The 14,920-nt window shown below is 42.1% G+C and carries 12 protein-coding genes and 1 pseudogene; 12 read left to right on the plus strand and 1 reads right to left on the minus strand.

Annotated elements, in window-relative coordinates:
- A pseudogene (locus tag AN394_RS21590) lies at positions 1–373 on the minus strand (hypothetical protein); the annotation flags it as partial.
- Positions 374–435: 62 nt separating this feature from the next.
- On the opposite strand from AN394_RS21590, the gene rsmD reads away from it, so the two are divergent.
- The 12 genes from rsmD (at position 436) to AN394_RS02755 (ending at position 14,890) form a co-directional block, all read left to right on the plus strand.
- The gene (gene rsmD, locus AN394_RS02700; protein ID WP_054560979.1) at positions 436–1,053 is read left to right on the plus strand and encodes a 16S rRNA (guanine(966)-N(2))-methyltransferase RsmD; all 618 of its coding nucleotides are present in this window, start codon (positions 436–438) and stop codon (positions 1,051–1,053) included.
- A gap of 145 nt (positions 1,054–1,198) precedes the next feature.
- The gene (rpsU, locus tag AN394_RS02705) at positions 1,199–1,414 is read left to right on the plus strand and encodes a 30S ribosomal protein S21 (RefSeq protein WP_002957797.1); all 216 of its coding nucleotides are present in this window, start codon (positions 1,199–1,201) and stop codon (positions 1,412–1,414) included.
- A gap of 21 nt (positions 1,415–1,435) precedes the next feature.
- Complete coding sequence (locus AN394_RS02710) at positions 1,436–1,882, plus strand: GatB/YqeY domain-containing protein (RefSeq protein ID WP_054551044.1); 447 nt, start codon at positions 1,436–1,438, stop codon at positions 1,880–1,882.
- Positions 1,883–2,018: 136 nt separating this feature from the next.
- On the plus strand, positions 2,019–3,770 hold the full coding sequence (dnaG, locus tag AN394_RS02715; protein WP_054560980.1) for a DNA primase: 1,752 nt from the start codon (positions 2,019–2,021) through the stop codon (positions 3,768–3,770).
- Positions 3,771–3,893: 123 nt separating this feature from the next.
- Positions 3,894–5,750 carry an RNA polymerase sigma factor RpoD gene (gene rpoD / locus AN394_RS02720; RefSeq protein WP_054560981.1) on the plus strand — a complete coding sequence of 619 codons (1,857 nt, stop codon included), beginning with the start codon at positions 3,894–3,896 and terminating at the stop codon, positions 5,748–5,750.
- 64 nt (positions 5,751–5,814) lie between these two features.
- Positions 5,815–6,696: a 50S ribosomal protein L11 methyltransferase gene (gene prmA, locus AN394_RS02725; protein WP_055020740.1), complete on the plus strand. Its 882-nt coding sequence runs from the start codon at positions 5,815–5,817 to the stop codon at positions 6,694–6,696.
- Positions 6,697–6,966: 270 nt separating this feature from the next.
- Entirely contained in the window at positions 6,967–7,938 is a 972-nt protein-coding gene (gene dusB / locus AN394_RS02730) for a tRNA dihydrouridine synthase DusB (RefSeq protein ID WP_054551040.1), read from the plus strand.
- Between the two features lie 21 nt (positions 7,939–7,959).
- A complete protein-coding gene (fis, locus tag AN394_RS02735; protein WP_002957804.1) occupies positions 7,960–8,250 on the plus strand; it encodes a DNA-binding transcriptional regulator Fis in 291 nt (96 codons plus the stop codon).
- A gap of 234 nt (positions 8,251–8,484) precedes the next feature.
- Positions 8,485–10,071 carry a bifunctional phosphoribosylaminoimidazolecarboxamide formyltransferase/IMP cyclohydrolase gene (gene purH, locus AN394_RS02740; RefSeq protein ID WP_054560984.1) on the plus strand — a complete coding sequence of 529 codons (1,587 nt, stop codon included), beginning with the start codon at positions 8,485–8,487 and terminating at the stop codon, positions 10,069–10,071.
- Between the two features lie 102 nt (positions 10,072–10,173).
- On the plus strand, positions 10,174–10,995 hold the full coding sequence (locus tag AN394_RS02745) for a class I SAM-dependent methyltransferase (protein ID WP_055020741.1): 822 nt from the start codon (positions 10,174–10,176) through the stop codon (positions 10,993–10,995).
- Positions 10,996–11,010: 15 nt separating this feature from the next.
- A complete protein-coding gene (gene purD / locus AN394_RS02750) occupies positions 11,011–12,297 on the plus strand; it encodes a phosphoribosylamine--glycine ligase (protein ID WP_055020742.1) in 1,287 nt (428 codons plus the stop codon).
- 94 nt (positions 12,298–12,391) lie between these two features.
- Entirely contained in the window at positions 12,392–14,890 is a 2,499-nt protein-coding gene (locus AN394_RS02755) for an EAL domain-containing protein (protein WP_055020743.1), read from the plus strand.
- The last annotated feature ends 30 nt before the right edge of the window (positions 14,891–14,920 follow it).

Here is a 14,920-nt window from a genome sequence, read left to right on the forward strand (position 1 = left end):
CTGCTTTTTCAGCAGCGATACGCTCTTGCTCTAAACGTTCAGCCTCTGCTTTTTCAGCAGCGATACGCTCTTGTTCTAAACGTTCAGCTTCAGCCTTTTCGGCTTCAATTCGCTGTTGTTCTTCTATTTGCTTCTGGTTATCAGCCTCTTTTGCTGCTTGCTCTGCTTGTTGCTTATCTGATTTGCCAAAACCAAACCAAGACAGGAATTTACTTTTTTTTGCCATACTTGCTAATAACCACTTATAAAAATCTGATAAACTTACATGAATAATAGTTTGGTGACAGTTCAGCTTTTTAGCCAAACATAAACAGGTACCATCTATCGCTAAGGTCGCAATACTATCACTTTTAGCGCAGTAGAAAAATGACACGCTAGCTATTGCATACAATATTATCTGAGCTAGTGGTCAGTTACCAATGATTAGTGAGTTAAATGAGAAAAAAATCAACAGCTAACCGCCAAGCAAAAGCAGCGAACAATAAATCAGCAAATGGATTTATTCGTATTATTAGTGGGCAATTTCGCGGTAGAAAATTACCCGTAAAAGATGTGCAAGGCTTGCGCCCAACCACAGACCGAATAAAAGAAACTGTATTTAACTGGCTAATGCAAGATACCCGAGGCGCAGCGGTACTCGATTGCTTTGCCGGTTCCGGCGGTTTAGGTTTTGAGGCGTTATCGCGCTTTGCTGATCATGCTGTGTTTTTCGAACTAGATAAAGGTGCCGCTAGCCAACTAAAAGAAAACATTAGCACCCTTAAATTGGATAATGCCGTCGTAAAACAAGGCAATAGCCTTTCATTATTAGAACAAAACATGCAAAACGAGCAATTTGATCTAATTTTTGTTGACCCGCCATTTCGACAAAACTTGGCTGAAAAAAGTTGTTTTTTACTCGAAAAAAATAGCTGGTTATCTGCCCAAGCACTTATATATGTTGAGGTCGAAAGCGAACTAAGCGACTTAGACACCCCAGATAACTGGATGCTTTTAAAAGAAAAAACTGCCGGACAAGTGATTTGTCGGCTATATCAACGCGAGACAAATTAACTCTGTTTTGCAAACCTAGTTTCTGTTAATATTATTCTTTACATGTGGTGTTGCTTCGGATTACAATACCGCACCATTTTTGAACCACTTGGTCGTTATTCGATCAACTTGAGCAACGCTCATTATTTAGGTAGGTGAATTTTTAATGCCAGTAATTAAAGTAAGAGAGAACGAACCGTTTGACGTAGCACTTCGTCGCTTCAAGCGTTCATGTGAAAAAGCAGGTATCCTTTCAGAAGTTCGTCGTCGCGAGCACTATGAAAAACCAACAGCTGAGCGTAAGCGTAAAAAAGCTGCTGCAGTAAAGCGTCACATGAAGAAGCTTTCTCGCGATAACGCACGTCGCGTTAAATTATACTAATCAGTATTTGGTCTTGTATAAATGAGCCTTTTATTAACGCTAAAAGATGCGCAAAAAGATGCGATGAAGGCAAAAGACAAAGAACGTCTTAAACCTATCCGCATGGTACTTGCTGCAATCAAGCAACGTGAAATTGATGAGCAAATTACGCTTGACGACGACGGTATTACCGCTGTTTTAGTAAAGCTTGTTAAGCAACGTCGCGATTCTTACACCCAGTACATTGATGCGGGTCGTGAAGATTTAGCTGAAATTGAAGCCAGTGAGATTAAAGCACTTGAAGAATTCTTACCTCAACAATTGAGTGAAGAAGAAATCATTGCTCTTATTGACTCGGCTATAGCTGATACAAATGCAGCGGGTATGCAAGACATGGGTAAGGTAATGGGAGTTATCAAAAGCAAAGCTGAAGGTCGTGCCGATTTAGGTAAGATTTCTGGCTTAATCAAGCAACGATTAACTGCCTAACCCCCACATACAGATGTATGATTCAAGCAAACCGAGCCTAGTGCTCGGTTTCTTGCTTTTAGTCTTTCATAAACACAGTAATTGTGTTCAAATCTTATTTTACAACGCATAGATAGCGCAGGAAAATACAACAGCTATGGCCGGAAAGATCCCTCGACAGTTTATTGATGATTTACTCGCTCGCACAGATATTGTTGAGTTAATTGATTCGAGAGTTGGCCTTAAAAAAGCAGGTAAAGACTACCAAGCTTGTTGCCCATTCCATAACGAAAAATCACCTTCATTTACCGTTTCTCAAGATAAACAGTTTTACCACTGCTTTGGTTGTGGTGCCAATGGCAATGCAATTTCGTTTGTCATGGAATATGACAAATTAGAGTTCGTTGATGCTATTGAAGAATTAGCGAGTATGCTCAATTTAGACGTACCTCGCGAACAAGGCACAAGTTCCGGCCCGCAACGCACTGCAGAACAAAAGCGCTCCGATTACGATTTAATGTTACATGCTGCTCGCTTTTATCAGCATCAGTTAAAGCATCATGCCAACTCAAAAACGGTTATAGACTATATCAAGGGTCGTGGTTTAAGCGGTGAAACAGCGAAAAAATTCATGATTGGTTATGCGCCAAGTGAATGGGAAGCGCTATGCCAGCAACTTGGCCGCAACAAAGAACAAAAAGAGCAGCTTGTAGAACTAAAACTAGCCTCTGAAAAGTCGCCTGGTCGCCAATTTGACTTCTTCCGTGATCGACTCATGTTCCCTATTCGCGATAAACGCGGTCGGGTGATTGCCTTTGGTGGCCGTGTTATGCAAGCGGATCAAGGTCCTAAATACCTTAACTCACCAGAAACCCGTATTTTCCATAAAGGCTTTGAGCTTTATGGTTTATACGAAGCCAAGCAAGCACATAAAAAACTTGAACATATTTTAATTGTTGAAGGGTATATGGATGTTGTTGCTTTAGCTGAGCAAGGCATCGAATATGCCGTTGCCGCCCTTGGCACAGCAACGACCGCAGAACATATGCACACTTTATTTAGAACCACAGATAAAGTGATTTGCTGCTACGACGGTGACCGTGCAGGTCGCGATGCAGCTTGGCGTGCACTAGAAAATGCACTGCCTTATCTTGGTGATGGTAAGTCGTTAAAGTTTGTGTTTTTACCAGATGGTGAAGACCCTGATTCACTGGTACAAAAAGAAGGTAAAGACGCTTTTGAAGCTAGGTTAAGCGAAGCGGATGATTTTACTAAGGTGCTGTTTAATAAGCTCAGCCAAGAGATAGACCTAACTCAAGACGCAGGTAAAGCAAAGCTCCTTAGTGATGCCCTGCCACTAATTGAAAAAATCCCTAGTGATTTTTACCAAGAAAATATTTTGGAACATCTTGGCCGCTTAATTGGTCGAACAAGAGAGCAGTTAAATAATCGCGTTAAGTCGCCAAAGCAACAGCATGCGATTGAGCGTAAATTTAAAATAACACCAATGCGTCAAGCGATTGGTATTTTATTGCAACACCCAAATTTGGCGACCAGCATTGCTTATATGCCAGAATTAGCTGAGATGAAAATAGCCGGTATTGAGCTATTTTTACGCATTCAGCACTTAGCACTAGAACGTGAAGGTATCACGACGGCACAAATTTTAGAGTCATTTAGGGATGGCGCTGAATATGACGCGTTAGTGAAACTAGCAACTTGGCAGCACCAAATAAATGACGATCGTTTAGAGACTGTTTTTAAAAATACTTTTAAATTTATTGAAGACCAGTGTTTAAATTATCGACTAGAGACCCTATTAATAAAAGACAAGACCCAAGGCTTAAGCAGCGAAGAAAGGCTAGAATGCCACTTACTGACGCAAGCGTTAAAAGGCAGCAACAGCTAGTCAGAATTGAATAATGCTGTTATACTGTGCTATTCACTGCGTCTAGTTAGTTTTCGTGTCGCTTAATTAGTAAGCGAGCTGGCGCCTGTTGTATCAACTTTCAGAGTGGAAGAATAAATCTCTATGGATCCAACTCCTCAGTCACAATTAAAGCTTCTGATTCAAAAAGGTAAAGAGCAAGGTTATTTAACTTTTGCAGAAGTTAATGATCACCTTCCACAAGACATTATCGACTCAGATCAGGTAGAAGATATCATTAGCATGATTAATGATATGGGTATCAAGGTAAGTGAAAACGCACCTGATGCCGATGAATTAATGATGCAAGAAACAACGACAGACGAAGACGCAGCAGAAGCCGCGGCAGCTGCACTTGCGACTGTAGAAAAAGAGATCGGTCGAACAACTGACCCTGTACGTATGTATATGCGTGAAATGGGTACTGTTGAACTTCTTACGCGTGAAGGCGAAATCGTTATCGCTAAGCGTATTGAGGAAGGTATTAACCAGGTACAGATTTCAGTTGCTGAATACCCTGAAGCAATTACTTATCTACTAGAGCAATGGGACAAGTTCGAAGCAGAAGAAATGCGCTTAAGCGACATTATCTCTGGTTTCTTTGATCCTAATAATGAAGAAGAATCACAAATCTCTGCAACACACATCGGTTCTGAGTTAAACGAAGAGCAACTCGACGAAGAAGACGACGAAGACGATGATGAAGATGACGACAGTGATGACGATGATGATAGCGATGGCGACACAGGTCCAGATCCTGAAGAAGCTCGTATTCACTTCGAAAACTTACGTGAGCTTTATAACAAAGCACGCGAAACGTTCGAAGAAAAAGGTCGCTCGCACCCGGATTCACTTGAAGCTATTGCAGAAATAGGCGAACTATTTAAAACCTTTAAATTAGTGCCAAAACAGTTTGACCGCATGGTTAACAACATGCGTGAAATGATGGACCGCGTTCGTGTACAAGAACGTATCATCATGAAACAAGCTGTACAAATTGCTAAGTTACCGAAAAAGAGCTTTATCAAGCACTTTGCTAACAACGAAACAGACACAAGCTGGATTGACCTTGAGATTGCTGCAAACGAGAAATACTCAGTAGCACTTGAAACAGTTAAACCAGAAATCATTCGTTGCATCAGCAAACTAAGTGCAATTGAAGAAAGCACAGGCCTTAGCATCGAACGAATTAAAGATATCAACCGCCGCATGAGTATTGGTGAAGCGAAAGCTCGCCGTGCGAAGAAAGAAATGGTTGAAGCGAACTTACGTCTTGTAATTTCAATTGCGAAAAAATACACCAACCGTGGTTTACAGTTCTTAGACCTTATCCAAGAAGGTAATATTGGTCTAATGAAAGCGGTTGATAAGTTCGAATACCGCCGTGGTTATAAGTTTTCTACTTATGCAACATGGTGGATCCGTCAAGCAATCACGCGTTCGATTGCTGACCAAGCACGTACCATCCGTATTCCTGTGCACATGATTGAGACGATCAACAAATTAAACCGTATCTCTCGTCAAATGCTACAAGAGATGGGTCGTGAGCCGAGCCCAGAAGAATTAGCTGAGCGTATGTTAATGCCTGAAGACAAGATCCGTAAGGTACTTAAAATCGCTAAAGAGCCAATTTCAATGGAAACACCAATCGGTGATGATGAAGATTCGCACTTAGGTGACTTCATTGAAGATACCACTATCGACTCACCTATTGATTCTGCAACCATGGAATCACTACGTGGCGCAACAAACGATGTACTAGCGGGCTTAACAGCACGTGAAGCTAAAGTACTACGTATGCGTTTCGGTATCGACATGAACACTGACCATACATTAGAAGAAGTAGGTAAACAATTTGACGTAACACGTGAGCGTATTCGTCAAATCGAAGCGAAAGCGTTACGTAAATTACGTCACCCTTCTCGCTCTGACTTACTGAAAAGCTTCTTAGATGCTAAGTAATTTAGTATCGCGTTATTAACTAAAAGGCCGCTGTTGCGGCCTTTTTTCTATTCGAGAGATATTCATGGCTTGGATCCAAATTCGCATCAACGCAAATGCAGACAACGCAGAATTAATCAGCGACTTACTCATGGACACTGGCAGTGCGTCAGTCACCTATGTTGATGCCAAAGATACCCCTATTTATGAGCCAAAACTTGGTACTGTGCAGTTATGGGCTGATACCACTGTGATTGGCCTGTATGACGCTAACCATGATATGGACAGCGTAGTAGCAACATTAAATGCTGAAGCAACACTCGCCGATAAGCTCGTTTATAAAATTGAACAGCTTGAAGATAAAGATTGGGAACGTGAATGGATGGATAACTTCCACCCTATTCAATTCGGTGAGCGCTTATGGATCTGCCCAAGCTGGCGCGATATTCCAGATCCTGATGCGGTTAATGTATTACTCGATCCAGGCCTTGCTTTTGGTACAGGTACCCATGCAACGACTGCGCTTTGTTTAAAATGGCTAGAAAGCCAAGATTTAACAGGTAAAACTGTGGTCGACTTTGGTTGTGGCTCAGGTATTTTAGGAATTGCTGCGATCAAACTCGGCGCTGAACGTATGATCGGTATCGATATAGATCCTCAAGCCCTTGAAGCAAGCCGCGATAATGCAAAACGTAATGGCGTTGCAGATAAACTTGAAGTGTATTTACCTGAAGATCAGCCAGAGTTTACAGCCGATATTGTGGTTGCAAACATCTTAGCTCAACCTCTTCGCGAACTACATGAAGTGATTTTAGGTCTTTTAAAACCGAATGGTAAAATTGCTATGTCAGGTATTTTAGAAGAACAAGCTCAGTCTGTAGCCGATGTTTACGCCCCGTTTTTAGCACTTGATGACGTGGCTGTTGAGGGTGAATGGACCCGAGTAAGCGGCATCAAGAAAGCCTAAATAGCACTAGAGTATTTACTCAAACATAATAGGTAAAGCCAGTATTTAACAGGCTTTACCTTATTTTTACAGTTAGTAGTTTCTCACTTTTTTGTGAGTAAAAATTTTTCTGTTCAAATATCAAACAAATCAACCTACCCGTCAAACTGTTATCAAAAGTCAATACGAAAAGGGCAAAAAAAAGTCACTTTTGTTCAATTTATAGCCTTTGATTTTTGCTAAAAAAGCCGTAAACTTAGCGCCCCTTGAAAAGAGGCCAATTGAATAACAGTGCGTATCGGTTCATACCAACTTGAGAACAATGTAATTGTCGCGCCAATGGCAGGCATTACAGACAGACCATTTAGACAACTTTGCCGTCGCTTAGGTGCGGGCCTTGCTGTTTCTGAAATGCTCTCGTCAAACCCGAAAGTATGGAAAACCGAAAAATCGATGAACCGTATGGATCACAGCGGTGAATCGGGAATTCGTTCGGTGCAAATCGCCGGAGCCGATCCTGAGCTTATGGCACAGGCAGCACAATTCAATGTCAGCAATGGTGCACAGATCATAGATATCAATATGGGGTGCCCAGCTAAAAAAGTGAATAAGAAACTCGCAGGCTCAGCCTTATTACAGTTTCCTGAATTAGTACAAGAGATACTCGATGCCGTTGTTAATGCTGTCGATGTCCCTGTCACTTTAAAAATCCGTACCGGATGGGATCAGGATAACCGTAATGGTGTCGAGATTGCGAGAATAGCTGAACGTTATGGCATTGCCTCACTGGCAGTACACGGGCGAACGCGCGCATGTATGTATAAAGGTGAAGCAGAGTACGCCACAATTAGGGATATTAAACGTTCAGTGTCTATCCCTGTCGTTGCCAATGGTGATATTACTTCACCAGAAAAAGCAAAGCAGGTTTTGGATTATACGGGTGCAGATGCCATTATGATTGGTCGAGCCGCCCAAGGTCGCCCTTGGATTTTTAGGGAGATAGACCACTATTTGCGAACTGGAGAACATTTGCCAGCACCTGAAATTGCAGAGGTGCGTAGCATTTTGATGGAGCATTTAGACAATCTTCATCAGTTTTACGGGGAGCCAATGGGAGCGCGTATCGCTCGAAAGCATGTATCTTGGTATTTGCAAACCCATGACAGTGACGGTCAGTTTAGGCGAGTATTTAATGCGTTAGATAACCCACAGGCACAAGTCGACGCATTAGAAGAATACTTTAAAACACTAGCAGCTAACTAAGAAAGAAAGAGACATATAACGATGTTCGAACAAAACGTGACTTCTCCATTTATCACAAACCCTCATGTACAGTCACACGAGAAACCACAGCCGTTGCGTGATGCAGTGAAAAAAGCTGTTCATCACTACTTAAAGCAACTTAATGGTCAAGACGTACAAGACGTATACGACCTTGTTCTTTCTGAGCTAGAAGCACCATTACTTGAAGAAGTAATGACGTACACGCGTGGTAACCAAACTCGTGCTGCAATCTTACTAGGTATCAACCGTGGTACTTTACGTAAGAAGCTTAAAAAATACGGCATGAACTAATACTGGTTATATTGGACTCGTAGTAAGCCAGCATATTTATTTTGCTAATAAACGCTTACTAATCCAATACAACTGATATAAAAGTTTTTAATAAAAAGCACCTTAGGGTGCTTTTTTTATAGCTGTTAAAAACTATGCAAAATCCTCACGCTTTAAACGTCGTTTTTTAAAGCAGATTCAGTTAAAATACCGCCTTTCTAAGCTAGCTCAAACATTGAGGTAATCAAAACTACAATGGATACACATCGTCCAATTCGTCGCGCACTATTAAGTGTGTCAGATAAAACCGGTATCGTTGAATTTGCTCGCGCTCTTGAAGCACAAGGCGTGGATATTTTATCAACTGGCGGTACTTGCAAATTACTTGCTGATAACGGCATCAAAGTCACTGAAGTATCTGACCATACTGGTCACCCTGAGATCATGGATGGTCGCGTAAAAACACTTCATCCAAAAATTCACGGCGGCATCTTAGCGCGTCGCGGTCAAGATGAAGACGTAATGGAGGATCACAACATCTCTGCTATCGATATCGTTGTAGTTAACTTATACCCCTTCGCAAACACTGTTGCGAAAGAAGACTGCAGCCTAGAAGATGCGATTGAAAACATTGATATCGGTGGTCCAACTATGGTTCGCGCTGCGGCGAAAAACCATAAAGACGTAACTATCGTAGTTAATGCAAAAGATTACGACCGCGTAATCAGCGAAATGCAAAGCAACAACGGTTCAACAACGTATAAAACACGTTTTGATCTAGCTATTGCTGCTTACGAGCACACAGCTCAGTACGATGGCATGATTGCAAACTACTTCGGCAAAATGGTTCCTGACTACACAGAGGAAGCTGCTGAAGAGACTAAATTCCCACGTACTATCAACATGCAGTTCACTAAAAAGCAAGATATGCGCTACGGTGAGAACTCACACCAAGACGCTGCTTTTTATGTTGAAAACGACCTAACTGAAGCATCTGTTGCGACTGCAGTTCAACTGCAAGGTAAAGCACTTTCTTACAACAACATTGCTGACACTGACGCAGCATTAGAGTGTGTAAAAGAATTCGACGTACCAGCGTGTGTTATCGTAAAACATGCGAACCCTTGTGGTGTGTCAATTGGTGACAACATTCTTGAAGCTTATGATCGCGCATTCAAAACTGACCCTACATCAGCATTTGGTGGCATCATCGCATTCAATAAAGAACTTGATGCAGACACAGCTGAAGCTATTGTTGCTCGTCAATTCGTTGAAGTTATCATTGCACCTAAAGTATCTGAAGCTGCAGCCCAAATCGTATCTGCTAAGCAAAACGTACGTTTATTAGAATGTGGTGAATGGTCTGGTAATGCAACAGGTCACGACATCAAGCGTGTTAATGGCGGTATTCTAGTTCAAGACCGCGACCTAGGTATGGTAACGCAAGGCGACCTTAAAGTTGTATCTAAGCGTCAACCAACTGAGCAAGAATTAAAAGATTTATTATTCTGCTGGAAAGTAGCTAAATTCGTTAAGTCTAACGCAATCGTTTACGCACGTGACGGTATGACGATTGGTGTAGGCGCAGGTCAAATGAGCCGTGTTTATTCAGCGAAAATTGCTGGTATCAAAGCCGCTGACGAAAACCTTGAAGTAAAAGGTTCAGTTATGGCATCGGATGCATTCTTCCCATTCCGTGACGGTATTGATGCAGCAGCAGAGGCTGGCATCACCGCTGTTATTCAACCAGGTGGTTCAATGCGCGATGAAGAAGTTATCGCTGCAGCTGACGAAGCTGGTATGGCAATGGTATTTACAGGTATGCGCCATTTCCGCCACTAATCACATAAAGGGTTAAGCACATAGCTTAACCCTTTTTGTTTGCCACAAATTCACGTATTCTGATTAATAATAATAATTACCCATATAATGAAGGAACAGATGATGAAATTTGCCGTAAAATCGTTACTTGTTGCCAGCCTTGCACTGACATCAGCACAAGCTTTAAGCCATGGCCATGAATCAGCGCTTACACAAGCTGTGCAATCAAGCGAACGTGATGCTAAAAATAGCGCACGTGATCAATATCGCCATCCAGTTGAGACACTTGAGTTCTTTGGCTTCAAGCCAAGCATGACCGTTGTTGAAATTGCACCTGGCGGTGGTTGGTACAGTGAAATCCTTGCACCGGCTGTAAAAGGCCATGGTGTTTACTACGCGGCACATTTCCCTGCTGATTCTGAGGTGGGTTATTACCAACGTTCATTAGCTGGTTTTAAGAAAAAGATGAGCGATGACGCACGCTTCAGTGAAGTTAAACTAACTGAATTTGCGCCAATAACACATCTTGATATTGCACCAGCGGGTAGCGCAGATCTTGTCTTAACATTTAGAAATGTACACAACTGGTACATGGGTAAAGATAAAGAAGGCGCGTTAAGTGCGTTTAAAGCATTTTATAAAGCACTTAAACCAGGCGGCACTTTAGGTGTGGTTGAACACCGCCTACCTGAAGCGCGCAGCGATGAAGATCAGAAATCATCAGGTTATATGAAGCAAAGCTATGTAATTGAAATTGCAAAGCAAGCTGGCTTTGAACTAGTGGCAAGCAGTGACATTAATGCAAACCCTCTTGATACAGCGGATCACCCTAAAGGGGTGTGGACACTACCACCACGTTTAGCACTTGACGAAAAAGATGCTGCTAAATATAAAGCGATTGGTGAGAGTGATCGTATGACGCTGAAGTTTAAAAAACCGCTATAAATAGGATTATACGCCATGAATGTACTTGTCATCGGCAGTGGCGGCCGCGAACACGCTCTTGCGTTTAAGGCTGCACAAAATACTAAAGTAAACACCGTTTTCGTTGCTCCTGGTAACGCAGGTACTGCACTAGAGCCAAAACTTGAAAACGTAGCTATCAACGTTGAAGACCTAGCAGGTTTAGTTACTTTTGCTAAAGAAAACAACGTTGAGTTAACTATTGTTGGTCCAGAAGTACCGCTTGTTTTAGGTGTCGTTGATACATTCCGTGAAAACGGTTTAGCTATCTTCGGCCCAACAGCAGGTGCTGCACAGCTAGAAGGCTCTAAGTCATTCACTAAAGACTTCTTAGCACGTCACGACATTCCAACTGCTGACTACCAAACGTTTGAACAAATCGATCCTGCACTTGCTTACCTAAAAGAAAAAGGTGCGCCTATTGTTATTAAAGCTGATGGCTTAGCAGCAGGTAAAGGCGTTATCGTTGCAATGACTGAGCTTGAAGCTGAAGAAGCTATCCGAGATATGCTTGCAGGCAACAGCTTTGGTGAAGCAGGTAGCCGTGTAGTTATCGAAGAGTTCTTAGAAGGCGAAGAAGCCTCTTTCATCGTGATGGTTGATGGCAAAAACGTACTGCCATTCGCAACTAGCCAAGATCACAAACGCGCTTACAACGGTGACCAAGGTCCGAACACTGGCGGCATGGGTGCATACTCACCGGCTCCAGTGGTGACTGATGAAATTCACCAACGAATTATGAACGAAGTGATCAACCCAACGGTTGAAGGTATGGCAAAAGAAGGCCACCCATACACTGGTTTCTTATACGCAGGTTTAATGATCACCGCTGATGGTACGCCAAAAGTAATCGAATACAACTGTCGTTTTGGCGACCCTGAAACACAACCTATGATGCTTCGTCTTAAGTCTGACCTTGTTGAGCTTATCGAAGCGGCTAACCGTGAAGAACTAGATAAAACAGCAATCGAGTTCGACCCGCGTGCAGCAGTCGGTGTTGTATTAGCAGCAAAAGGCTACCCAGATAGCTACCCGAAAGGTGATGCAATCAGCGGCTTGCAAGTTACTTACCCTGAAGGTGAGAAAGTATTCCACGCAGGGACTAAGCAAGACAGCGACAACGTAGTAACAGCTGGCGGTCGTGTACTTTGTGCTACAGCACTTGGCAACACAGTAACCGAAGCGCAACAACGTGCTTATAAACTGGTTGAACAAATCAGCTGGGAAGGCATGGAATATCGTACTGATATCGCTTACCGTGCAATTACTCGCGAACAGAATTAAGGTCAAACCAGTCTAATTCTGAAAAAAGCGCAGTTTATCTGCGCTTTTTTAATGCTACACTGTTAAGAACATTTGCCTAGATAAAGAACTAATTTTGAATAATAAAGCACTGAAATATAACTTTGTTTCATTTCTTATTCTGACAATTTTGTTTTTTATCATTGCTACCCTAGCTGCACATTTAGCCAGCCCTACCCGCTACACTATAGATAAAACAGCCCCCATCTACAGTAATACAGCTTATCGAATAGATAGTAGTAAAGCGCTGACTCTCGAGCAGTTTTTAGCTGAACCAGACAAACTTAAACAGCGCCCTTTTAAAGATGTTGAGTGGGATTTAGCGGCGCAAGATTATTGGTTAAAGCTTGATTTAGAAAACCGTCAAGCAAAGCCTGTGGAGCTGGCGATTCACTTTGACAACCCTATGGTTGATTATCTTAGCGTTTATCATGTTGATGATAAGGGGCAGCTTATAGATACAACCGAGTTGGGTGATAAAGTATCAGGCCTCAGTTTGTTTCAGTACAGTACACCGCACAGCATGCTCACCATGCAGGGCTATGAGCAAACATCACTCGTTATAAAAATTGATACGGTTGGGATTAGCAAAACGCCTATCAATATTTATGGTGAAAAAGAGTTTCAAGATCTACTACGTTCGCAATCAGGAATTTGGGGGATCTTCATTGGTGTACTGATCATGGCAGCCTTGTATAACTTGGTATTATTTTTAGGGATCCGTGACCGCGTCTACCTTATTTATATAGGCTACATCATCTCAGCACTGCTACTTATGGGCTCAGTGCTCGGCTTTGGTTTTTACTTATGGCCGTTATCGTGGCAAATCTTTTTTAATGAGCAAGTGGTCTTCAGTAACTACGCGATTGCATTTTTCACTGTCGCGTTTTGCACCATGTTCTTACGCTACCACAAAGACAATTGCCGCTTATACAAACTCAGTATCAGCTTTTTAGCCTTGCTGTTTAGCCTCAGTCTTATCAGCTTTTTTATGCTGGAATACCATTCTTCAAAAATCTTTTTTGCCATCATGGTGCCGTTATACATTCTATGTATTTGCATGATTTACAAAAAGTTGGTGAGCGGTTTTCGGTGGGCAAAATTTTATGTCATGTCGTGGGTGCCACTGATTGTAGGCGCTGCCATTCAGCCGTTAGAACTAACGGGCTTTATTCCTTATAGCTTTGCAGTTAGGCACATATTTTTAGTCGCCATTCTCTGTGAGATTGTGCTTATGGCAATGGCGCTGGCAGACCGGGTGCGTTATCAACGTGAAAAAGCGCTGTATCATGCAACCCATACCCAACAAACTGAGCTACTCAACCAAGCAATGCTCAAACAAGCCTATATGGCGATTACCTCGGAGCAAAGACTCGCTAATCTTTGTTTAGTGAAAATAGAGCAATTTAATGCCCTAATGAGCATTCTAAAGCCAAGCCAAAGCAGCCAAATAATTATCACTGTGGCCCAATCGCTAGAGCATCAAATTAATAAGAATAGGCAATTTATTAATTTAGAATCGGCATTAGATAACAGTCCAAAAGTGGCTGACTTAGGCAATGGTGTACTGGCTTTTATTTCCACCAAAATTCAATCGCAAGCAGAGCTGCACCAAGAACTTAGCAACTTATGCAAACAGCTGCCTAAGCAGTATAAAGTGGCAGGCTTAGACCTGCAGCTTTACTACCGCTATAGCATTACCGAACCGGTTAGTGATGATGGCTTTGATATTTGGCTACAACGTGGCTATTTAGGGTTGTCACAAAAACAGCAAAACATCGACTTTACTACACCGCATATCGATATGGATGTCAGCCTTGCCGCTGAGTTACAACAAGCAATGCGAAGCAATACCTTAGCCATTTACTTACAGCCCATTATTAATTTACGCAATGGTGCTATCTGTGGCGCAGAGGCATTGTTACGCTGGCCTACAGCGGGTAAATACCTGGACATTGAGCAACTTATTTTATTGGCTGAACGTACTGGTTTAATTAACGAGTTGAGCTTATGGGTGATTGATCAGGCTTGCCTAGCTGCTGCCCAGCTTAATCGACAAGGCTATCGCGAGCATACCATTAGCGTTAATTTAAGTGCCAAGAATCTAGCGATCCCTAAGCTTGTCGAAAAAGTCGAAAACACCATTTTAAAGCATGGCATTACTGCGGATCAGTTAAAGTTTGAATTGACTGAATTTGCGCTTATCAAAAACCATGATGAAATGGTCAGCTTTATCAGCGAACTTAATAAACTCGGTAGCAAGGTGGTACTCGATGATTTTGGTACTGGTTACTCGTCGTTGAACTACTTAGTAAATTATTCATTTAGCACGATTAAAGTCGATAAGAGCTTTATTCTTGATTTAGTGAATAACACCACCAACCAGGTAGTGGTAAAAACGGCTATTGATATGGCTCATAACCTTGATATGAATATCACCATCGAAGGCATTGAAGACCAAGAAACAGAAAAAATGCTGATCAAGATGGGCGCAGATCAAGGGCAAGGCTATTATTACAGCAAAGCGGTACCGATTAATGAGTATCTAAGCTTTATTGCCTCACAATTTAAATAGGCCGTGTTACACTGCCCTTTTTAACATCTT

Source organism: Pseudoalteromonas sp. P1-26, assembly GCF_001401795.1.
Lineage (GTDB): Bacteria > Pseudomonadota > Gammaproteobacteria > Enterobacterales > Alteromonadaceae > Pseudoalteromonas.